This window comes from Microbacterium testaceum StLB037 (assembly GCF_008763945.1).
In the GTDB taxonomy this organism is placed as follows: Bacteria; Actinomycetota; Actinomycetes; order Actinomycetales; family Microbacteriaceae; genus Microbacterium; species Microbacterium testaceum_G.
Window position 1 is genome coordinate 122,029 of sequence record NZ_VTQH01000001.1, and the last position, 22,593, is coordinate 144,621.

15 protein-coding genes are annotated in these 22,593 nt (G+C 71.3%); 5 read left to right on the forward strand and 10 right to left on the reverse strand.

Annotated features, from left to right (window positions below; all coding sequences use genetic code 11):
• Window position 1: 1 nt before the first annotated feature.
• A complete protein-coding gene (locus tag F9B98_RS00645) occupies window positions 2-1,990 on the reverse strand; it encodes an ArnT family glycosyltransferase (RefSeq protein WP_191966599.1) in 1,989 nt (662 codons plus the stop codon).
• Between the two features lie 93 nt (window positions 1,991-2,083).
• On the reverse strand, window positions 2,084-3,766 hold the full coding sequence (locus F9B98_RS00650; protein ID WP_150951537.1) for a cellulase family glycosylhydrolase: 1,683 nt from the start codon (window positions 3,764-3,766) through the stop codon (window positions 2,084-2,086).
• Between the two features lie 106 nt (window positions 3,767-3,872).
• Here F9B98_RS00650 and F9B98_RS00655 point away from each other — a divergent pair, with 106 nt between their 5' ends.
• Window positions 3,873-5,849 (forward strand): glycosyltransferase family 39 protein, encoded by a 1,977-nt coding sequence (locus F9B98_RS00655; protein ID WP_150951539.1) that lies wholly within the window; start codon window positions 3,873-3,875, stop codon window positions 5,847-5,849.
• Window positions 5,850-5,856: 7 nt separating this feature from the next.
• On the opposite strand, the gene F9B98_RS00660 is transcribed toward F9B98_RS00655, so the two are convergent.
• The 4 genes from F9B98_RS00660 to F9B98_RS00675 all read right to left on the reverse strand — a co-directional run bounded on the left by F9B98_RS00660 (window position 5,857) and on the right by F9B98_RS00675 (window position 12,012).
• Window positions 5,857-7,407 carry a S8 family peptidase gene (locus F9B98_RS00660; protein ID WP_150951541.1) on the reverse strand — a complete coding sequence of 517 codons (1,551 nt, stop codon included), beginning with the start codon at window positions 7,405-7,407 and terminating at the stop codon, window positions 5,857-5,859.
• A 46-nt stretch (window positions 7,408-7,453) separates the two neighbouring features.
• A complete protein-coding gene (locus tag F9B98_RS00665; protein WP_191966600.1) occupies window positions 7,454-9,028 on the reverse strand; it encodes a S8 family peptidase in 1,575 nt (524 codons plus the stop codon).
• An 18-nt stretch (window positions 9,029-9,046) separates the two neighbouring features.
• Window positions 9,047-10,579 carry a S8 family serine peptidase gene (locus tag F9B98_RS00670; protein WP_150951545.1) on the reverse strand — a complete coding sequence of 511 codons (1,533 nt, stop codon included), beginning with the start codon at window positions 10,577-10,579 and terminating at the stop codon, window positions 9,047-9,049.
• 89 nt (window positions 10,580-10,668) lie between these two features.
• Window positions 10,669-12,012, reverse strand: coding sequence for a hypothetical protein (locus F9B98_RS00675; protein ID WP_150951547.1), 1,344 nt, complete (start codon window positions 12,010-12,012; stop codon window positions 10,669-10,671).
• Between the two features lie 272 nt (window positions 12,013-12,284).
• Here F9B98_RS00675 and F9B98_RS00680 point away from each other — a divergent pair, with 272 nt between their 5' ends.
• Genes F9B98_RS00680 through F9B98_RS00690 form a run of 3 tightly spaced genes read left to right on the forward strand, consistent with a single transcriptional unit; the run spans window position 12,285 to window position 17,837 of the window.
• Window positions 12,285-13,760, forward strand: coding sequence for a DUF3375 domain-containing protein (locus F9B98_RS00680; RefSeq protein ID WP_150951549.1), 1,476 nt, complete (start codon window positions 12,285-12,287; stop codon window positions 13,758-13,760).
• Window positions 13,747-14,487 carry a DUF4194 domain-containing protein gene (locus F9B98_RS00685; RefSeq protein WP_412177020.1) on the forward strand — a complete coding sequence of 247 codons (741 nt, stop codon included), beginning with the start codon at window positions 13,747-13,749 and terminating at the stop codon, window positions 14,485-14,487. Before F9B98_RS00680 ends, F9B98_RS00685 begins: the two co-directional genes overlap by 14 nt.
• The gene (locus F9B98_RS00690) at window positions 14,484-17,837 is read left to right on the forward strand and encodes an ATP-binding protein (RefSeq protein WP_150951552.1); all 3,354 of its coding nucleotides are present in this window, start codon (window positions 14,484-14,486) and stop codon (window positions 17,835-17,837) included. The genes F9B98_RS00685 and F9B98_RS00690 overlap by 4 nt, the downstream gene beginning before the upstream one ends.
• A gap of 288 nt (window positions 17,838-18,125) precedes the next feature.
• On the opposite strand, the gene F9B98_RS00695 is transcribed toward F9B98_RS00690, so the two are convergent.
• From F9B98_RS00695 to F9B98_RS00710, 4 genes are read right to left on the reverse strand one after another with little or no spacing between them, the layout of a single operon-like run.
• The gene (locus tag F9B98_RS00695) at window positions 18,126-18,905 is read right to left on the reverse strand and encodes a hypothetical protein (RefSeq protein ID WP_150951554.1); all 780 of its coding nucleotides are present in this window, start codon (window positions 18,903-18,905) and stop codon (window positions 18,126-18,128) included.
• A 2-nt stretch (window positions 18,906-18,907) separates the two neighbouring features.
• The gene (locus F9B98_RS00700; protein WP_191966601.1) at window positions 18,908-20,077 is read right to left on the reverse strand and encodes a hypothetical protein; all 1,170 of its coding nucleotides are present in this window, start codon (window positions 20,075-20,077) and stop codon (window positions 18,908-18,910) included.
• A complete protein-coding gene (locus tag F9B98_RS00705; RefSeq protein ID WP_150951558.1) occupies window positions 20,077-20,373 on the reverse strand; it encodes a hypothetical protein in 297 nt (98 codons plus the stop codon). The genes F9B98_RS00700 and F9B98_RS00705 overlap by 1 nt, the downstream gene beginning before the upstream one ends.
• Window positions 20,370-20,684, reverse strand: a complete 315-nt coding sequence (locus tag F9B98_RS00710) for an SAV_915 family protein (protein ID WP_225310171.1) — start codon at window positions 20,682-20,684, stop codon at window positions 20,370-20,372. The genes F9B98_RS00705 and F9B98_RS00710 overlap by 4 nt, the downstream gene beginning before the upstream one ends.
• Window positions 20,685-20,812: 128 nt before the next feature.
• Between F9B98_RS00710 and F9B98_RS00715 the strand changes: the two genes are divergently transcribed.
• Window positions 20,813-22,588 (forward strand): Na+/H+ antiporter, encoded by a 1,776-nt coding sequence (locus F9B98_RS00715; RefSeq protein WP_150951560.1) that lies wholly within the window; start codon window positions 20,813-20,815, stop codon window positions 22,586-22,588.
• Window positions 22,589-22,593 lie beyond the last annotated feature (5 nt).

The following is a 22,593-nucleotide window of genomic DNA, read 5'->3' on the forward strand; positions in this document are numbered from 1 at the left end:
GTCAGCCGCAGTCGTACACCGTCGTGGGGGCGGAGCTGTCGGTCGCGCAGTGCTGCGTCACCCACGTGCGGATCTGGCTCGAGGCGGTCGTCGTCGCCGCGGCGGCCATCGACGTGCCCCCGCCGCGCTGGTCGCCGCCGATGACGTAGCGGACCTCGCCCGCGTCGACCATCGCGGTGAACGCCTCGAGGGTCGGCACCTTGTCGGTGCCGTTGAAGCCGCCGATCGGAAGGAACGATCCGCCGCCCGAGGCGATGATCAGCTGCGCCGCCGACTGCGCCCCGAAGGTGGCGGCGAGGTAGGTCGACCCCGTGCTGCGGGCCTGCAGCCACGAGACGAGGGCGCTGGAGTCCCCTCCGCCTCCGGGGCCGCCGAACCCACCGAAACCCGTCGGGCCTCCCCCCGTCTCGCCGCGGGTACGGCCGGAGGGCGAGCCGCCGGACGCCTGTCCGAAGCCCGGCGCCGCGCCCCCACCCGGGGCCGCGCCGAGTCCCTGGCTGCCGCGCCCGCCGCTCGGCATCCCCCCGCCGAGATCTCCACCGCCGGAGCCGCGCCCGCCGAAGCCGCCCCCGAATCCCGAGGTCGCGTTCGACCCCCCGGCCACAGGGTTGGTCGAGCTGGGGTGCGCCACCGTGACCGCCGACCAGACGGCCGGGGTCAACAGCAGCCCGACCATCAAGGCGACGGTCGCGACCGGCCGCCCGCGGTGCCGGGTCGACAGCAGCGCGATGGCGAGCACGGCGACGACGGCCTGGGCGATCGAGACCGGGATGCTGTATCCCCCGGTCGCGAGGCCGATGCCGAGGGCCGTCGCCCCCGCGACCGCGACGATCGAGATCTGCGGCCACACCCTGCCCGCCCGGTGCGCCACGGCGAGCGCCGCCCCGACCACGAGAGCGAGCGGGATGGCGAGCGCCGCCGTGTAGAACTGGTGCATCCCGGCGACGGCCGAGAACATCGCCGCGAAGGTCGCGAGCCAGACGGTGAGCAGCACCGTGAGCGGGCGCGAGAAGCGCAGCACCCACAGGACGACGAGCCCGACGATCGCCGCGGGGATGAGCCAGGCGATCTGACCCGCGAGCTGCGCGTTGAACAGGCGCAGGATTCCGGGTTCTCCCGAGAAGGGCGGAGTGAACGACTCGTACGCCCCGCTGTCGGCCGTCGCCGCGAACCGGCCGAGGCCGTTGTAGCCGAACACCATCTCCCACGGGTTGTTCGACAACGTGCTGCCGATGTAGGGCCGGCTGTCGGCGGGGATGAGCGAGACGATCGCCACCCACCACAGGGATGCCGCGAGGCTCACCGCCCCGGCGAGCGCGAGGTGCCCGATGCGCCGCGCCCAGGACTGCCGCGTGAACAGGTAGGCGGCGGCGAGCGCAGGCCACACCGCCCAGGCCTCGAGTTCGTAGAACTGGAACGACAGACCGATGAAGGCTCCCGCCGCCACGAGCCAGCCCAGGCTGCCCGCCTGGACGGCACGGACCGCAGCCCAGGCGGTGAACGAGAGCCCGAGGACGAAGAACGTCTCGGGTTGGTTCGAGCGGGCGACGGCGACGAGGATCGGGGTGACGGCGACCACGGCTCCCGCGATCAGCCCCGCCCGCTCCCCCGCCACCCGCCGAGCGGCGACGGCGGTGATGAGGGCTGCGGCGACCGCCGCGAGGGCGTTCGGCAGGATCACCGCCCAGGTGGAGTAGCCGAACGCCTTCACGAACAGCGCGGGGATCCAGAACGACCCCGGGATCTTGTCGAGCGTGACCGTCCCGGCGGGGTCGACCGCTCCGAAGAAGAAGTTGGACCACGAGCGACTCATCGACAGTGCGATCGAGGCGTAGTACTCGCTGGGTGCCCCCGCCCACACCTGCCAACCGGTGAGCACGAGCGCGACGAGCCCGATGGCGATCAGGCCGACGGTCCATCCGCGCGGTCGGCGGAGGTCTCCGGCCAGCGAGAAGCGCGAGGCGGGAACGGGAGTGGAAGCAACGGTCACCGGCGAATAGTAGGCAGCGCTGCCCTCACCGCAGCCCTGTGCAGGCTATGCGCGAGCGATGGATGGCGAGGGCGGTCGCCGGAGAGGATGGACTCAGGATGCCGAGAGGGTCAGCTTCGGGTTCGACGGCGCCCGCGTGGCCACCGCCTGCAGGCCCACCCGCACGGTCTGCCCGGGAGCGAGGGATGCCGCCCACTCGATGCCCGTGCACGTCACGCGTGCCGAGGCGACGGAGCAGCGCATGCCCCACGCGTTCGACACCGCGGTGGTGCCGGGCGCATCGAACGACACCGACCAGGTCTTCACCGGCCCGGTCTTCACCGGCCCGGTGGCCGTGACCGTGAGTTCGGCGACCCAACCCTCGCCCCAGGTGCTCTGCGGAACCCACGTCGCGGTGATGCCGGGGGCCGCGGTGGCGCCCGGGGTGGGAGTGGGCGACGGGCTGGTCGTCGGCTGGGGGGTCGTCGTGGGCTTCGGCGTCGCCGTCGGGGTCGTCGTCGGCTGGGGGGTCGTCGTCGGCTTCGGCGTGGCCGTCGCCGTGGGTTTCGGCGTCGCGGTCGCCGTGGGCTTGGGCGTCGCCGTCGCGGTCGGTGTCGGTGTCGGCGCGGCGCCGGGGGTGAGGATCGGCGCGAGAGCCGCGAGCTTCTCCTTCTGCGGGGTTCGCCAGTCATCGGCCACGAGCCCGCCGGTGTCGCCGCTGTTGGGGTTGAACGACCAGTACGCGAAGCTGATCTTCGTCTTGCCGAGGTAGTCCACGAGAGCGCCGAGCCAGGCTCGATCGCTGGCCGTCTCGAGCTTCGTGCCGAATTCGCCGAGGAGCACGGGGGCGATGTTCTGGCGCACCAGATATCCCCAGTTGGCATCCCACACCGCTTCGAGATTGGCGGGATAGCCGGATGCCGAGAACCAGGGCTGCGCGTAGACGCTCGCCGGGTAGTCGTGCGGCGAGTAGACCACGCGGTTCTTCACCGCGAGGGTGACCGGTGCCGCGCCGGCGTCCTTGAGGCCGCCGCCCCACCACGTGCTCGAGCCGTCGTTCTGCCGCTCCACGCCCTCGACGATGACGAGGAGGTTCGGGTTGACCGCGAGGACGGCGTTTCCGGCGCGCGTGGCCGCGGCCCGCCAGTCACGTGCGGGGTCGCCGCAGTTCCAGCAGGCCGAGCCGTGCGGCTCGTTGTGGAGGTCGACGCCGATGACGGCGGACTCGTTCTTGTAGCGCGCGGCGAGCATCTTCCAGTCGTCGATCCACCGCTGCTCGCTGTACTGCGCGGTGTACCAGAGCTCGCTCTGCGCCGCGGAGTCGGGGCGGTGGCGATCGAGGATCACCGAGAGCCCGTGCGCCTTCGCCCGCGCGATGACGGTGTCCATCAGCCGCAGGGGCGTGAGCGAGACCAGCCCCGGGTTGACGGAGGAGTTGATCGAGTTCGACGCCGTCGCCGCGAGGCACTCGTTCGAGAACGGCAGGCGGATCGTGTTGAACCCCATCCCGGCGATGGCGGCGAGGCCGTCGTCGAGCGGGATCGACCACAGCCCGTGCGGCGTGCAGTTCGAGGTCTCCATCCCGAACCACGCCGCGGCCTTGATGGTGAACGGCGCGCCGGATGCCGTCACGATCGTCGACCCGCTCGTGGAGAGCCAGCCGGGAAGCGACGAAGCGGCAGATGCCGCGGGCGAGGCGATCGCGCCCGCGGCGACCAGGGTGGCACCCGCGATGAGGGCCGCGGCGCGGCTCAACGCACGACGCGTGGACGACAGTTTCTTGCGCAATGCGGACATCGGGCACCCCCGCGGTCATCGTACGCGGTAGGTGCCCATCGCATCCACAGCGATGACATAGACGGTTGATACCCGCTCCCGTTCCCCGCGGGACATCCTGTGCGTCGTGACCTCTCCCGCCCCTCTCGCGCGCTGGTGGCGCGAACCCTGGTGGGCACGGATCTCGCTGACGATCATCGTCGCCGGCTTCGTCGTGCTCACCTGCTGGAACCTCGCGCGCGGAGGTGACTTCTCGTTCTACGAGGCCTCGGCCCGGTCGATGTCGCAGTCGTGGCACGCCCTGTTCTTCGGAGCCTTCGATCCGGATGCCACGGTCACCCTCGACAAGCTCAGCGGCTTCGCCGTCCCGCAGGCGCTGAGCATCCGTCTTTTCGGCATGTCGATCTCGGCCATCGCCCTGCCGCAGGTGATCGAGGGCGTCGTGGCCGTCGTCGCGTGCGCGGTGCTGGCGCTGCGCTGGGGCGGGCGCGGCGCGGGCCTGCTCGCCGCCGGCGCCGCCGCCTCGACGCCGATCTTCGTCTCGATGTTCGCCCACCCGATGGAGGACGGACTGCTCACGATGGCGCTCGCGGTGGCGCTCGTCTGGTGGCAGCGCGCGATCCTGACCTCGGCGCGGTGGCCGCTGGTGCTGTGCGCGGTGTTCATCGGCGTGGGCTTCCAGGCGAAGATGATGGCCGCGTGGTTCCTCCTCCCCGCGCTCATCGCCGGCACGCTCGCCGCGACCCGCGGGTGGCGCCGAGGCCTCGTGCGCGCCGGAGCGGTCACGGCCGCCGCCGTCGCGGCATCCGTGGCCTGGATCACCGTCGTCGCGCTCGTCCCCGCCGATGCACGCCCCTACGTCGACGGCTCGACCAACGACAGCATCTTCGCGATGGTCTTCGGGTACAACGGCCTCGACCGGTTCGTCCCGGGTGCGGTCCCGGGCTCGGTGGGCGCGTCGAGTTCCACCGGAGGGCTCGGTGCGACCCTCGCCGCCGTGAGCCACGCGCTCTTGACACCCGCCCCCTCGAGCTCGGGCGGGTCTCCGACGCTCACGAAGCTGCTGGAACTGCCGCTGGTCACCCAGATCGGCTGGCTCTACCCGGCGGCCCTCGCCGGTATCGTGCTCGGCCTCTGGCGGTATTTCCCCCGGCGCGGGTCCGAACGGGCGCCGTCGACCTCGGCCCGCTTCCCCCTCGTCGTCGTCGCCGCCGTGTGGTTCGCCACCGCGGCGACGGTGCTCACCTTCACCCACGTCCCGCACACGGCCTATGTCGCGGCCCTGGGCGTTCCGATGGTCCTGCTCGTCGTCGTCGCGTGGGTCGAGGGCATGCGGCTGTTGCGGTCACGGCGTCGACGTGATCGGCTCGTCCTGCCGGCCGTCGTCGGGGTGCAGGCCGTGTGGTGGGGCGTGCTCATCGGCGAGGCGCGCCTGCCCGCCGTTCTGCTCGTCCCCGCCATCGTGGTCGGCGCGATCAGCCTGGCGCTCGGCATAGCCGTCGCTCTCCCGGAGCCCGGCTCGCTCCCCCGTCTGCGTCGAGTCGCCCCCGCCGCCCTCGCGGTCGCGCTGCTCTGCCTGCCCGTCGCGACGAGCCTCCAGGTGCTCGACGACGCGCGGGACGGGAGCGGGGGCGACGCTTACGTCGGCGTCACCGCGCGGGGTGGCCACCCCGACGAGACGTTCACCGTGTCGACGCCCTCCGTGTGGGGCGGGATTCCGCAGATGAGTCCCGCGGTCACCCAGATCGTCGACGCGGCCCGTCAACACGGCGGCGGCGCGGACGGCTCTCCGCTCTTCGTCACCGACTCGTGGGCGTTGTCGTCGCAGGTCATCGACGCCACCGGCGCGAGCGTGCTCACCGACGGCGGTTACAGCGGGCACGTGCCCGTCTTCACGACCGACGACCTCGAGCAGATGGTCCGCAGCGGCCACGCGCGGCTCTTCGTCGTGGCATCCGGAGCACCCGAAGGCGACCCCGTGCGCCGCGTCGCCACGGGACCCGGATGCCACGAGGTCGGGGAGTGGGATTTCAGCCAAGCGAAAGAGGGCGGCGATGTCAGCAAAGTGTCCGGCGCCACCCTCTACCAGTGCACGGGTGCGTGACCGACCGCTAGGGACCCGCGACCGTGACCGAGTCGGCCGTGACGATGGCCCCGGAGGGCATCTGCGCCGACCCGGAGACGCTCACGGTGTAGGTGTGGCCGGGAACGACGTCGATGAACTCGGCCGAGGAGCGCAGGAGCGACACGACCACCGGGTACGCGCGCCCCGTCGTCGTGTCGGTGACCGTGACGGAGAACGAGGTGAACGTGCCGATGTCGTTCGTCGTCCACGAGATCCCGATGCCCCCGTCCGTGGGAGCCGCGGTGACCGAGGAGATCTTCGGGACACCGGGGATGGCGGCGACGAGGTTCGGGGTGTTCGCGGGAACCTTCGTCAGGTGGCCTTCTGCGGCGGGGGTGTCGAGGAACTGCCAGACGTCGGACGGTGCCCACGAGGGATGCTCCTGCAGCAGACGTGCCGCGAGGCCCGCGACGAACGGGCTGCTGAGTGACGTTCCGCTCTCCTGCCCCGAGCCGCCGCCCTTCGCGGTGGATGTGACGGTGCCCCCGGGAGCGAAGATCGCCACGCACGGTCCGTAGTTGCTGTCGTAGCGGTACTCGTTGGTGGGATCGTACGAGCCCACGTCGATGACCTTGGCCGCGCGGGCCGGCGATATGGTACACGCGTCCTTCGGGTCATTTCCCGCCGCGACAGTCACGACGAACCCCTTGTCCACGAGCGCGTTCGCGGCGTTGTCCAGGTCCGGCCACTCGGACGTGCCGAGGCTCAGATTGACGACGGCCTGCCGACCGACGAAGTTGTCGGAGATCCAGCCCAGGGCCGCGACGACGCTCCACCCGTCTCCCGGGCCCGAGCAGGGAAACACACGAACCGGAATGATGCGGGCCTGCTTGGCGACGCCGTAGGTCGCGCTGGCGGCGACGCCCGCCACCATCGTGCCGTGCCCGTTGCAGTCGTCCGTCGACCCGCCGTCGCTGGTCATGTTCCTGCCCGCCGCGGCATCGACGCGGCCGCCGAAGTCGGGGTGCGCGGCCCAGACCCCCGTGTCGACGATGAAGATGGTGGTGCCCGCCCCCGTCGAGTCGTACAGGTAGTGCCCATCCTGAACGGCGGCGGTGTTGTCCCCGGCGTCCAGGCCCCACGATCCGACAGGCGACTGGTCGAAGGCGGGGCGGACGACGGGGTTGGGCGTGACGCTCGCCTCGGGGATGACCGCGCGCACGGCGCCAGCCTGGGCCCGTGGGACGGCGGCGTAGAAGACGTCGCCGATCGACACCCTTCCGGCGGTGGTGACGCCCGGCACGGCGAGCAGCCGCTCCCGCTGAGCGAGGGGGACGGAGACGATGTCGTACGACAGCTTGATCTGCTGCCGCTCCTCAGCCGTGGCCGAGGCGGGGATGTCGAAGCCGTCGTACAACGCGTCCGACGCGTGGGAGAGTTCCGGCGCGCGGGTCGGTCCGGCGACGGCGACGGCGGAGGTCTGATCCGGAGCACTCGAGACGACGATGCCGGTCACGACGGTCGCGGCGAGCAGCCCTCCCGTCAGCGCGAGGATGACCCACCGCGCGGGTCCGGTCAGGCGAAGGCGATGCGACATGGTCGCCCCTTTCGAAGGGAGGGGAGAAGAAGAAGAAGGCGCGTCATCACGGGCCCGTCGCGGTCAGCGGGTCGGTGGCGACGACCGTGCCCGACGGCATCCGCGCGCTTCCCGTGATGCTCACGGTGTAGCTGTGCCCCGCCAGGACGTCCGTGAAGACGGTCGACGAACGCGTCGCCGAGACGACGACCGGGTACGACCGACCGTCTGTGGTGTCGGTGACCGTGATCGAAAAGGTGAGGAAGGTGCCGATGTCGTTCGTCGACCACGACAGGGCCATTCCCGCCGCGTCGGCCGTCGCGGTCAGCGACTTCATGCGCGGGACGCCCGGAACCGCCGCCACCAGGTCGACCGTGCCCGAGGGGACCCCGGAGATGCGGCCTCGGGCGGCCGCCGTGGCGAGGTAGCTCTTGACGTCGCCGGTCTTCCACGTCGGATGCTCCTGCAGCAGCCGGGCGGTGAGGCCCGCGACGTGGGGGCTCGCCATCGACGTCCCGCTGTCGATCGCCGCCTGGGAGTTGATCCACGTCGAGACGATTCCGCTGCCGGGTGCCAGAACACTCACGCACGGACCGATGTTGCTGTAATCGGCGAGCTTGTTCGAGCTGTCGTATGCGCCGGTCGTGATGGCGTCGGACGCGCTCGCGGGCGAGTAGTCGCAGGCGTCCTTCGTATCGTTTCCCGCGGCGACCGCGCTCACGAAGCCCTCGTCGCTCAACGCGTTCACCGCGTTGTCGACCGGGTCCCACTTCGGCATCCCGACACTCATGTTGATCACGGATCGGGTACCCGCGAAGGTGTCGGAGATCCACGCGAGGGCGCGGTAGACGTCGTAGCCCGACCCCTGGCCCGTGCAGCCCAGGACACGGACGGGAATGATCCGCACGTCTTTGGCGACGCCGAAGGTGGTGCTCCCGACCGTTCCTGCCACGTGCGTCCCGTGACCGTTGCAATCGTCGGTGCCCCGGCCGTCACCGACGAAGTCCTTACCCGCGGCCGCGTCCACCCGCCCACCGAAATCCGGGTGCGACGCCTGCACCCCGGTGTCGATGACGAACGCCGTGACCCCCGCGCCGGTCGAGTCGTACAGGTAATGGTCGTCTTGAGCGGAGGCGGTGTTGTCGACGACATCGAGCCCCCAGGACGGCACGGGGGTCTCGTCGGCACTCGCCGTGACGAGAGGGTTGTCCTCGACCGTGGCGTCGGGCACGACAGTTCGCACGAGGTCCGCGGCCCCGCCCGGAACGGCGAAGAAAAGGGTGTCGCCGAGCGTGACCGGCGCGGCGGCAGACAACCCGGGAACGGAGAGCACCTCGTCGCGCCGGTCGACCGGCACCGAGACGATGTCGTACGACAGCTTGATGCGGAGCCGCTCCTCGTCGGTGGCGCCGGGCGGAATGTGGAACTGCTCGTCCTCGGAGGCGGGCACCGCGGGCTCGCCGGACAGCACGGCGCCGGCGCCGGCGGAAGGAGCCGCCGCGCGGGAAGCGTCCGCGGCAGGACGCGCGGGGATCGGCGACGACGAGACCGCCGCGGTGGTCCCGACGACGAGGAGGAGGACGCCGCCCACGCCGAGGGACCACCACCGACGTGCGGAAGCGGGACGAGGACCTTTCGACAAGCCGTTCTCCTCGATCGGTCAGGGCCCCGCGGCGGTCGCGGGGTCGGTCGTCACCACGGCGCCCGAGGGCATCGTCGCCGTACCCGCGACGCGGACGGTGTAGGTGTGGCCGGGGATCACATCGGTGAAGACGGTCGACGACCGGGAGGCCCCGACCGTGACGGGATAGGCACGGCCCGTCGTGGAATCGGTCACGGTGACGGCGAACGACGTGAAGGTGCCGACGCCGTTCGTCGTCCACGCGAGGGAGATGCCCGACGACACCGCGCTCGTCGTGAGCGAGGTGATCTTCGGCACGGACGCGGCGACGGGGATCGCAGCCACGAGATTCACCGTGTTCGCCGGGACGCCGGAGATGCGACCCGTCGCCGCGGACGTCTGGAAGTAACTCATGACGTCGGCACTCGTCCACGAGGGATGAGCCTCGAGCAGACGGGCGGCGAGTCCCGCGACGTGGGGTGCGGCCATGGACGTGCCGCTCTCCATCCTCGCGCCGCCCTGATACCAGAGGGAGCGGATGTCCTGACCCGGAGCGAGGATGTCGACGCACGAGCCGTAGTTGCTGAACTGGCTGCTCCACTGCAGGCGGTTGTCGTACGAGGCGACGGTGATCGTCCGGGCAGCGGATGCCGGCGTCGTATTGCAGGCGTCTTGCTTCTCGTTGCCGGCGGCTCCCACGACGACGAACCCGCGGCTGTTGGCGAAGCTGATCATGCTGTTGACGTTGTTCGCCTTGGCGCTGCCGATACTCATGTTGATGACCATGCGGTCGGCCCACTTGTAGTTATCGGTGATCCAGTTCAGCGCGTACCAGATATCGGTCGTCGTGCCGTTTCCGTCGCAATCCTCGACGCGCACCGGGATGAGCTTCGTCTGCTTGGCGACCCCGTACGTCGTGCTGCCGACGGTGCCGGCGACGTGCGTGCCGTGTCCGCTGCAGTCCTCGGTGCCGTTCCCGTCGTTGATGAAGGTCTTGCCCGCCGCCGCGTCGACGCGCCCACCGAAGTCCGAGAGAGAGGAGGTGATCCCCGTGTCCATGACGAACACCGTCGTACCCGCGCCGGTGGTGTCGTAGAGGTAGTGGTCATCCTGTGCGGACGCGGAGTTGTCGATGACGTCCAGCCCCCACGACGGAACGGGCGTCTGGTCTCCCTGGGTCGTGGTGGCCTCGGTCGTGGCGACCTGGTTCGCCTCGATCGTGGCATCCGGGATTCTCGCTCTCACGAGGTCGGACTGCGAGCGCAGCACCGCGCCCGTGACGCTGTCGTCACGGGTGATGGGAGCGACCACGCTCACCCCGGGCACCGAGAGGAATTCGTCGCGGTCGGCGAGCGGGACGGTGACCAGGTCGTAGGCCAGCTTGGCCTGCAGCCGCTGATCGTCGGTGGCGTCGGCGGGGATGTCGAGCCCGTTCACCCATTCGTCCACCGACGCGAGGTTCGCCGCCGTCTGCGGATCGTCCGTCGCGCCGGCTTCGGCCGCGACGTCGAGCACGTCCGGGTCGGAGGCGACCGGGGCGGACACACCGGAGGGCCACACGGCCAGGGCCACGCCGCCAGCCACCAGCAGTGCCCCGATCGAACCGAGCGCCGCCCACCGGAGAGCGCGACCGCGGGACCGCGGCGATGCGGAGGGCCCGGTCAGCATGAGGCCGAGACGGTCAGGGGGACGACGACCTTATTCGACCCGTACGACGCGGGGCCGGCGATCCCGTTCGCCGCGACGGACGAGGCGACGACGCCCACGGCGTCTTGGTAGATCGCCCCGCTCGAGAGGAAGAGATCCGCACCGATCGGGGTGCTGCCGGACGGGACCTGGGTCGTGTCGCGCAGGGCGTTGCCCGAGACCATGAACAGGGCGTTCTGTCCGCTGCCGCTGCGGGCCACGGGCAGGAGGCGCTCGCCCGAGTAGTACGGGTTGGGCGTCAGCGCGCCGAAGGTCGAGACCCCGGATGCCACGGCGCCGGTGCCGTAGGCGGAGGTTCCGTCCCAACTGACCCGGTAGATGTCGTCGTGCCACAGGAAAAGGTCGTCGGCGATCGGCGTCGCCCCCGAACCGGGGCCGCCCGCCGCACCGTACTCGGAGGCGGTGCGCACGTCGTTCTGCGGGACGCGCAGGATCCGCGCCGAGCCCGCCGTGGACAGGTAGGGCAGGTAGAAGATCCCGGAGGAGCCGTTGCCGCCGTCGTGTTCGATCAGCTGACCGGCCCGATCGACGTCGGCGGTGAGGGCGGACCCGCCGCGGTAGATCGTGTTGCCCGACAGGAACAGGTCCGCTGCGAGGGGCGTCGCGCCGGACGGAGTCCCCGTCGCGGCGGTGACCGTTCCCGAACTCGTGTCGTACACCGCGGCGCTGCCGTCGGAGCGCCGGACCGGCAGAAGGAAGGAGCCGTTCTTGCTCGGCGCCTCGACGAGCCGGCCCACGGCGTCGATGCCCGTCGCCACGGAGCCCGTCCCCGAGAGGTAGAGCGTTCCCCCGGAAAGGAAGTAGCCCTGCGCGATCGGAGTCGCCCCGGCCGGGATGCCGCTGGCGTCGGCGAGGCCGCTCGGCGAGGTGAGGATCTGCGAGTCGTACGCGGACAGGGACGCGGACGCTCCGGTGGCCCCGGAGGCCGTCGCCGACAGCGTTCCCGTCGCGGTGCCCGCGGGGACGTGGATCGTCCCGCAGGACACCGAACCGTCAGAGCCGGTGACCACGGTCGCGGTCGACCCGCCTCCATCGAACGTCCAGCCGCTCGACATCTGGAGCACCACGCTCACCCCCGCCGCGGCGGTCGACCCGTCGGCGGCGCGGACGACGGCGTCGGTGATCCTCCCGCACGATGTGCCGGCGTACGCGGACGCCGAGAACGACAGGGTCGTCCCCGACGCGGCGAACGCGGGGGTCGCGGCGACGAGGGCCACCGCGGGCACGGCCCACGCAGCCCCGTGGAGGATGACGCGCCGCGTGGGGTGCGCAGGAGTATGGGCGCCGGAGTGTCGCACGGGGGTCCTTCCTGGACGGGCCGGGAGATCCCTTCGGGCGGCCCACGAATCGCGCTGACTATTCCGTATGCGTGAACCATGCGGGGGCCCAGGGCTCGCGACCGAGAGCGGGTGAGAGCGGCGGGTCGTGGCATCCGGAGTCTGATCTGAGGCGATGTGGCCGCTCCAGGGCGTCCGCCGGCGCGCGCGGGTGAAGACGGCGGTCTCACCCGGCAGCTCACCCGAGAGGACGCCGCCATGGCGCCCGCGGCTGCCCCGGTAGACTTCAGCCAGTGAGCAGCACCCGGACCGAAGCCGCATACCTGCGCTCGGTGACGGCCTTCAAGAACCCCACTCTCGATCTGCTGCACGGGCGCTTCGCGCCGTTCGTCGTCGCCGTCCTGTCGATCGTGTTCACGCCCGATCGACCCGCCGTCGCCGTCGCGGACGCGCATGTCGAGGTGGCCGAGGCGATCGAGGAGTTGCGCGCCGCGGGCATCGACTCCGAGGACGATCGCCGGGTCCCCGCGGGTTCCGCGCGCGAGATCTGCCGCGGCTGGGTGCGCGTGGGCTGGCTGGGTCTGCAGATCGAAGACGACGTCGAGGTCTACCGCCTCTCCGCCCACGCCGTCGGCGCCCTCGAGATCGCCGGCCGCGCGGGAGGGGGCCGCGCCCGCGTCTCGCGCTCGCGCGTGCGGACCCTGCTCGACGCCGTCGACCGCCTCGCCCGCGACGCCGAGAGCGACCCGGAGCGACGCCGCGAAGCCCTGCTCGAGGAGCGCGCGGCCTTGGATGCCGAGATCGCCGCACTCGACGAGGGCGTGGTCGAACCGCTCGACGACGACCACCTGCTCGAAGAGGCCGAGAACGTCATCCACCTCGCGCGCGAGCTGCCTGCCGACTTCTCGCGCGTCGCCGAGTCGATCGCCGCGATGCAGCGCGACGTGGTCGCAGAGCTCCGGCGCGACGTGCGGCCGACCGGAGAGGTGCTGCGCGAGTACCTCGAGCGCGGCCGCCAGGTGATGCAGGCCACGCCCGAGGGGCGTGCGTTCCAGGGAGCGCTGCGCCTCATCGGCGACCCCGAGAACATCGACGACCTCACCGACCAGCTGCACGCCGTGCTCACCGAGCCGTTCTCGCGCCTCATGACCCCCGAGCAGCGCGGCGAGCTCGACGCGATCGCGCGCCGCGTCGAGGCCGGCGTGCAGGAGGTGCTGACCGCGCAGCGACGCGCCTCGCACGTCATCACCGCGCAGGTGCGCACGCACGACCCGATCCGCGATCGCCAGGTCGACGACCTGCTGCGCGGGGTCATGGCGGGTTTGCACCGATGGAGCCAGACCCGCTCCCCCGGCCGCGTCGAACCGGTGCGGACGCTCCCGCTCGCCGACATCGGGCATCTGCGCCGCTCGCTCAGCGACGTGCGTCCTCCCGGGGCGCCGGAGCCGTTGGCATCCGGAACCGAAGACGTCGAGTTCGTCGACGCCGACACGCGCGCGTGGGGCGGGCCGCACTACGCCGAGCTCGAGGCCTACGTCGCCACCCTCGGCGAGGGCTTCGACCTCGCGACCGCGTTCGCGGGGGTGGATGCCGACACCCGCCGCCCCGTCGACCTCGTGGGTCTGCTCGAGATCGTCCACCGCGACGGACTCGTCGAGCACGACGACGTCTCGATCGTCGAGGCCGTGCGCCCCGACGGCACGACCCGACGCTTCGCTTTCGGGGCGGTCACCGCCTCCCGCACGACAGAAACGGATGCCGATGACTGACATCGACCCGTCCGCCCCCGACACGGACGCCCCCGCCTTCATCGCCCCCGTCGCGATGGAGAACGACCCCGACGCGCTGTTCGCCGGGGACCGCGGCACGCTGGACGCTGACGTGCGGCGCGTGCTCGTGCGCATCCTGCAGCGGCGGTTCCTGGTCGCCGAGAGCTCGCCCGCTGAGTGGAAGCTGCTGCTCGAGCACCAGCAGATGATCGAGTCGCGCCTGAACGACCTGTTCGTGCGACTCGTCGTCGACCACGCGCGCGGCGTCGCCTACAAGGAGCAGGTGCGCAGCGACGAGCTCGACGTGCCGATCCTGCTGAAGGACGAAGCGTACTCGCGCGCCGAGACGCTCGTGCTGGTGTACCTGCGCACGGTGTTCCAGCGCGAGACGACCGCGGGCACCGCATCGGCGCGCGTCGACGTCGAAGAGGTCGAGCAGACCGTGCTCACCTACTTCAGCGAGACCGACGGCACGCGCGCGAGCCAGCAGCGGGCGGTGCGCACCGCGATCGCGCGCCTCGACCGCGAGGGCATCATCGAGGAGGAGTCCGAGGGTCGCTACCGCATCGGGCCGCTCATCGAGATCGTGCTCAGCGCCGAGGTGCTGCGCGAGCTGCAGCGGTGGTTGGACGAGCAGACACGGGATGCCGGCACCCCGGCGCCCCTGATCAATGACGCCGACGCCGAGGCCGTGGCATCCGGAATTCTCGAGGAGGAGCGCGCATGACGATGCTCGAGACACTGTTCGGGCTGATCCCCGCTGCCTCGCGCGGGCAGCAGTGGGTCGCCGAAGACCTGCAGCTGATCAACTGGGGCGGATACGACGGCACCCACCGCGTGCGCTTCGCGCCGACCGCGACGCTGCTGTGCGGGGGGTCGGGCTCGGGCAAATCCACCCTCATGGACGCGTACGTCGCGCTGATGATGCCGCACACGACCCCCTTCAACGGCGCCTCGAACGGCGCGGTCGTCGGGCGTCCGCGCGGACAGGAGCAGCGCAACATCCTCTCCTACGGCCGCGGCAAGCTCGACGAATCGCGCACCGACGAGGGCACCAAGGTGCGGGTGCTGCGCGGCGACGGCGTCGACACGTGGACCGCGATCGGCATGACCTGGGCCGACCACGACGGCGCCCGCTTCACGGCCGTGCGGGCCTGGTACTTCCCCGCGGCAGCCCGCACGCTCGACGACGCCGTGAAGATGCGCGCGACCGTGCACGGGGCGTTCGACCTGCGCCAGCTCGAGCGGGCGGCGCAGAGCCACCTCTCCGACTCGGCGGTGCGGGCGACGGGCCTCGACACCCTCGCGACCGACCGCGAGTTCTCGGCACGCCTGCACGCGGTGCTCGGTATCGGGGCGGCGGGCGCGGGGGCGAAGGCGATGAGCCTGCTCGCGCGCATCCAGGCCGGGCAGCAGATCACCACCGTCGACGACCTGTACAAGCGCATGGTGCTCGAAGAGCCCGAGACCCTCGCCGTCGCCGACGCGGTCGTCACGCACTTCGACGGGCTCGAGTCGACGCGCACGCGCATGCTCGAGGCCCGCCAGCAGGTGCGGGCCCTGCAGCCGATCCGCGGCATGAAGACGCGCATCGACGACGCCGCCGAGCGGCTGCGCCTGATCGACGCGCTCGGGCGCTTCGGCGACCCCGAGTCGCGCGCGTCGCTCTGGCGCGCGCAGCGCCGGGTCGACCTGCTCGAAGCGGTCGAGGCCGAGCTGCGCGATCGCACGCACGCGACCGACGCGCTCGTGCGCGAACGCCAGGCCCTCGCCGACGCGGCGGAGGCGGAGCGAGAAGGCCTCGGCGACGTGCTGCGCGCCGCCGGCGGCGACCGGCTCGACGCGGCCCAGCGGGAGCTGCGCACCCTCGAGCGACGCCTGGCCGGCATGCAGCGCGACCGCGAACGGTTCGAGGCGGCACTCGCCGTGCTCTCGGCCGAGGTCGCCACCGAGAAGCAGTTCGCCGCGCTCGTCGCCGAGGCGCGTCGCACCCTCGCCGACACGGATGCCAAGAGCGCGGTGCGCGACGCCTTCGTCGCCGCCAGCAGCCGGCACACCGACCTGCGCCAGCAGCTCGCCGCCCTCGAGGCCGAGCACCGGCGCACGCAGACCCGCGACGACAACATCCCCCCGCGTCTGCACGAGGCGCGCGAGGCGCTGGCCGAGGCCGCGGGGCTCACCGCAGCCGAGCTGCCCTTCGTCGCCGAGCTCGTCGACGTGCGCACCGAGTTCGAGCCGTGGCGCGGGGCCTTCACCCTCGCCCTCGGTGGATTCGCGACGACGCTGCTGGTCGACGCCGCGCACCTTCCGGCGTTCCGGTCCGCCATCGACGGCGTGCGTCTCGGGGAGCGGCTGCGGTTCGAGGGCGTGCCGACCGACCTGCCCGAGCGCGGGGCGCTGGATCCGGCGACCTTGCCCGGGCGCCTGGAGTTCCGCTCCTCCCCCTTCACCGGCTGGCTCCAGGACCGCCTCGAGCAGCAGTTCGCGTTCGTGTGCGTGGATGCCGCATCCGAGCTGTCGCAGCACCGCATGGCCCTCACCATCTCGGGCCAGACCAGCCAGGGCGCCCGCGGCGCGCACGGCGGGTCGGCGCGGCAGAGCATCCTCGGGTTCTCCTCGCGCGTGCGGCTCACCGAGCTCGGCGAGCAGATCGTGACCGCGCGACGCGAGTTCACCGCCGCCAAGGCCGCGGTCGACGAAGCCGCCGCCGCCCTCGACGCCTTCGACGACCGGCGCGGCGCCTACGAGAAGATCGCGGATCTGTCGTGGGACCAGGTCGACGTGGCATCCGTTCAGCGCGAACTCGACCGCTGGAACGAGACCGTCGTCGAGATCACCGCGGGCAATCCCCGCATCGCGGAGCTGCAGGATCAGATCTCGGGCGCGAAGGCGCGCGTGGCGCGACTGCGTGAGGAGATCGGCGGGGCGAAGACCGAGCAGCAGACGCTCGCCGCGCGCTGGGCCGAGATCACCGACGACGTGGATGCCGCGCAGATCCTGCTCGAGCGGGCCGAGGACCACGAGATGGCGCTCACCCCCGACGAGGTCGACTACCTCGACGGGTTGTTCGTGGCGCCCTCCGGCGACGACGTCTCGCCCTCGCAGCGACTCGCACGCTTCGACGCGGCCCTCGAATCGGCGTCGAAGCGCCTGCTCGAGGAGCAGCGCGCGGCCCAGGAGACCTGGAGCGACCAGCGCGAGAGCCTGCGCCGCACCATGACCGCGTTCACCGACCGGTGGCCGAGCCCCAACCTGCTCGCCGACCCCGACGAGGCGCTCGGCGACTTCGAGCGGATCCTCGTCGAGCTCGAGGCCAGCGGCCTGCACGAACTCGAAGCGGAATGGCGCGACTCTCTGCTGCGCCTGTCGGGCAACGACCTCACGAGCCTCGACTCCGCGCTCACCCGGGCGCTGCGCGAGATCCGCGAGCGCATCGCCCCGATCAACGACATCATGCAGGACCTGCCGTTCTACGACGATGAGCACCGGCTGCAGATCGTGCCGCGCGAGAGCCAGTCCGAGGTGCGCAAGCGCTTCCGCCGCGAGCTGCGCGACGTGCGCGCGGCGATCGACGCGGCCGCATCCGACGAGGAGCGCGAGGCCGTGTACGGGCGCATGGCCCGGCTCATCGGTCGGATCCGTCCCACCGCCCCCGACTTCGCCGACCTCATCGACGTGCGCAATCACGTGCGGGTCAGCGCCGAGCGCTTCCGCGCCGACACCGGCGAGCACGTCGCGCTGTACGACCACATCGGCGAGAAGTCGGGCGGCGAGTCGCAGGAGCTCATCGCCTTCATCGTCGGCGCCGCCTTGCGGTATCAGCTGGGGGATGCCGGATCGGAGCGGCCGCGGTACGCGCCCGTCTTCCTCGACGAGGCGCTCATCAAGGCCGACGCGCACTTCACCAAGCGCGCGATCGGAGCCTGGCGCGGGCTCGGCTTCCAGCTCGTCATCGGGGCGCCGAACGACAAGTACAGCGCGATCGAGCCGCACGTCGACGTCGAGTACGACATCCTCAAGGACACCCGCGGGCGCTCGTGGGCCAAGGCGAAGGTCGGGGTTCCGGCCGGGGCGTAGGGGGTGTGCCCGGCGGGGGCGGGGCTGCGCGGCCGGGGCGGGGCTGGGGCGCGGGGTAACCTCAGCGATTCGCGTGACCTCAGTCGGGATCGGCGCGTCGGGGCTGAGATTGTGCGAATCACTGACTCTGTGAGGCCACGCAGGTGCCGCGCGGGGCGCGGGGAATTCCGCTGCACTGCCGGGGCGCGGGACTGGGGCGCGGGCGTAACCTCAGCGATTCGCGCAACCTCAGTCCGAACCGGCGCGTCGGGGCTGAGATTGTGCGAATCGCCGAGCTTGCGGGCGCGGTCAGCCCTCGCGGGCCCGCAGAGCGTCGTCGACTCCGCGCAGGGCGACGGAGCCGGGGCCATCGAGAGCCGCGCGCGCCGATGGAACATGGCGGAAGTACTGCACCACAGTGGCCACTTGATTGGGGTCGGACCCGAGCGCGAGCATCGGCGCTTCGACACGCGGACCGGCATCGTCGGCGATGAGGGTGAGTTTGGCGACGGGGCCGGTGCCCACCCCCACCTCCGCAAGCTCGTCCCAACTCCAGTCGACACGACCGCGACCACGGATGCCGGCGAGGCCCCCGGACGTCAGGTGCAGGCCGGCCGGTTCGCGCAGACGCACGGCGTTCACGACGATCACGCCGAGGCCGAGTACTCCGAGAGCGTATGGCGCGCGCGTGAGCAGGAATGACGGCATGGTGTCCAGATCCGCGACGTCGACCACGATCTGCGCGACAGCGGGGAGCAGCAGCAGGCCGCCGAGCACGAAGGGCACAGCGGTCGCAGCCGGGGCGGGGCGGAACCAAATCCCGGATGCCGACTCATCGATGCGCACGAGACGTTCCTGGATCGTGCCGAAGAGCGCGTGCAGGCAGGCCGCGGCTCCGAGGATGGTGAGGGTCAGCGCCCCCATCACCAGGCGCAGTCCGAGCCTGTCGTCGGCGACAGCCATGAGGACGGGAAGCACGGCGAACACGACGACGACGGCGACGAGCCACGAAGGCCGGCGGCCGTTCGGGAAGACGGGAACGCGGGGGGCGGTGGACGGGAGTCTCGGTGACGTCCTGCTGATGGCCACGGTCAGTCTGCTCCTTGGTACGGCTGCGATCGGGGGGACGGCGGGACATACCCTTCGAGCCGCGGTGGCCGTCCGGTGAAGAAATCGTCGATGGTTTCACGGGAATCGAGGGGGACGGCGGCTTCCCACAGCCACCTGGCCCCCGCACCGATTGCTAGGCCACCGACGACTGTTCCGCCGATCACCCATCCGACCGGGTTGCTTCCGAGCGCTGCTGCCGCAGCCCCGCCCGCGGCCGCACCCCCGGCCCCGCCTGCCATTCCGCCCGCGATCTCGGCGACACCGGAGCTGAGCGAACCCCCGTCTGCGACATCAGCGGCGAGGGAGACGACATCGATCACGTTGCCGGCGATCGGGAGCACGCGGGTCACGCGCGACACGCGGCCGATCTGCTCCGCCAATTCCTCCACCCCCGCACGCATCCCGTGCGGGTCAGCCGCCTCAGCCGCCGCCCGCAACGCCGGGTTGCCGGACCGGAGCTGATCGCGGAAGGTCTCCGCCGCGGACTGGAGGGAGTCGTGGTCTTTGCGCCAGGTGCTGAGCGTCTGGTCGTAAAAGCTCTCGTACCCGTCGAGCACGGATGTCGCGAGGGATTCGTTGCCTTTGGCCGCGATGGCCGACACCGTGCCGGCAAGCTTCTGCAGGCCCTCGACACGAGCAATGAGCGGGGCCATGTGCTCTCCGACCCACGCGTCGAGCTCGCCGATCATCGTCCCGATCTGCGCGCCGAGATCGTTGTAGCTCGCAATCCGCGAGACGTATTCGTCATACGCCTCGAGATCAGCGGCGGGCGCGCCCGGACCCGGGCAGTACGCGAGAGACGTCGTCGGTGGAAGCACCGTCGTGCCGATGACCTCGAGGCCCACCGCCGCAGCTTGGGATCGGAGCGTACCGGCGTCTTCCTGCGCGCGTTCGAGTCGGCCGGCGTACGCGCGGAACACCTCAACCGCGTCGCTCGTGTAGCTGCCCACTTCTCCCGCCCGGTCGCGGACGTCGCCGACCGCAGACCGCCAGGCGGTGCCGGCTTCGCCCGTCCAGTAGTTGTTCGAGTCGCCCCACAAGTAGGTGAGTTCAAGATCAGCGCCCGTGAAGGCGTTCTTCACGCGATCGAGCCAGTCCGCGACGGCGCGCACGCTCGCCGGGTCACCGGGGATTCTCGCGTCGATCGGCATCAGTCCTCGAGCCCCTCTTCGAGGTGCGAAATTTCGCTCAGCACCTGCTCCTCGGTCGCCTGCACGTCGTCGAGGACACTGTCCGTCACCGCGCCCACGAGGCGAACGGCTCCGGAGTATTCATTCGCCGCCTCAGCTGCGGCGCCCGCGATGAAGCCGATCAGGGCGGATGCCGCTCCGCCGTCGGCCGCGGCGGGCACGGAGGCGAGTGCCTCGTCGATTCCGTCGAGCTCGTCGACGATGAGGCCCATTCGCCGCGTCATGTTGTCGCGGTCGACGTAGATAGGGTCGCTCACCCGAGTCGCCCGTCTCGTCGCGCATGCGGTGGCACGTCGAGGTCGAAGGCCACGACGTCGAACGGTTGCGCCTGGCGGACCCGGTCGAGCTCCGAAGTCATCAACAGCATCCACGGCTGCTCGCGCCCGCAGGCGTCGGCGAGCCTGTCGAGAGCCGTATACGCGAGCAAACCGCGGCGGCCGTCGACGAGCGTCTGCACGACAGCCTGCTGGCCGCGCCCATCGGGATCGCCCACCAGGGGCAGATAGAGGGCGGGCGGCACGATGACCTCTCGCCGCATCGTGTCTCCCCTGCTTCCGCCGAGCGCCATCGTAGATCCCCCGTCTCCGAACCGTCCCGACAGCCTAATGCGGTCGGCGACGTTCCCCCCACGAGCGCTCGGGAATGTCCGAGCCTGTCTCTACGCTGTGTCCAGGGGCACGGCGAAGGGCGGCAGGCATGCAAGGACTCGAAATCACGGTTCTGCTGGGATTGGCGATGCTGGTGGGCACCGTTCTGGCTCCCCGACTGCGCGTCGCGACGCCGCTCGTCCTGCTCGTCATCGGCCTCGCGCTCGGCTTCATCCCCGAGCTGCGTCAGATCGAGCTTCCGCCCGAGACGGTGCTGCTGCTGTTCCTGCCCGTCATGCTGTTCCGCGAGGCGTGGACCACGTCGCTGCGGTCGGTGCGGCGCTCGCTGCGCTACATCATCCCGATGAGCACGCTGCTCGTCGTGGCATCCGCCTTCGCCGTCGCCGGGGTCGCGACCTGGATGGGCGTGCCCTGGGAGGCCGCCCTCGTCCTCGGCGCCGCGGTCGCCCCGCCCGATGCCACCGCGGTCGCTGCGCTCGGCCGGCTGCTGCCCGCCAAGACCTTCATGAAGCTGAAGGCCGAGAGCCTGACGAACGACGGCACCGCCCTGGTCCTCTACGCGATCGCCGTGGCCCTGCTGCTCGGTGACCAGATCACGCCGCTGCAGATCACCGGGATGGTGCTGCTGTCGTACCTCGGTGGTGCGGCGGCCGGCATCGCGGTCGCGGCCGCAGCGTTCTTCGCCCTGCGCCGCATGCAGTCGACGCTGACCATCAACCTCACGATGGTGCTCGTGCCGTTCGTGTCTTTCCTCATCGCCGAGCTGGTCGAGGCGTCGGGCGTACTCGCCGTCGTGTTCGCCGGCCTGATCATGGCGTGGGTATCGCCGCGCATCACCACGGCGATGTCGCGGAGGGCGGCGGATGCCACGTGGCCCTTCGGGGTCTACCTGCTCAACGGCGCGCTGTTCGTGCTGATCGGGCTCGAGGTGCAGCTCGTGCTGCACGAGATCTCCGGGTCGGAGATCGGCCTGCTGCTGCTGGTCACGGTCGCCGCCTGGATCGCGCTCTTCGTCGTGCGCTACCTGTTCCAGTGGCTGTTCTCGCCGTTCTCACGTCCCCCGAGCGGGTCGTCGAGGTCGCTGCGTCACCGCTCGCGGGTCGTCAGCACGGTGGCCGGTTTCCGCGGGGCGGTGTCTCTCGCGATCGCGCTGTCGGTGCCGGTCACCACGGCCGAGGGTGGGCCCGTCGCGGGGCGGGACGCCATCGTGTTCGTCACGGCGGGCGTGATCGTGCTGACCCTGCTCGTGCAGGGACCGCTGCTACCCGCGGTGATCCGGTGGGCGAAACTCCCCAACGACGATGCCGCGATCGAAGAGTACGAACTCGCCGAGCGCGCGATCTCGGGTGCCGCCCTTGCCGCCCTGGACGACCTGGCAACCGAGCACGGCATCAGCGACCGCGTGCGCGATCGCGCACGGCGCGAGGGCTACGAGCGGCTCGAGCTCGCCAACGCCCGCGCCGTCGCGCGACAGCGCGCGATCGAGGAACGCGATCTGGCCGAACTCGACGCCTCGCTCGGTGAGGACCCGTCATCGACGGGGCCGGTGCCGCCCGATGGCTCGGACGAGCGGCGCCGCACGGGCGCCGACGGTACGTCGGAGAACACCGACGAGGGTGCCGCCTTCACCGGCCCCCTGCAGATGATCGCCGTCAGCGACGACATCGACGTCACCCAGCGCTCTCCCCTGCTGCGCCACAAAGAGGCGCAGCGACTGCGGCTGGCGGTTCTCGACCGCAAACGCGAGGTGCTGCTGCGCCTACGCCGCGAGGGAACCATCGACGACCTCGTGGCGCGGAAGATCCTCGCGGGTCTCGACCTCGAGGAGATCCGCACGCGAGGTCTCGAGAAAGCGAGCGACTGAGACAC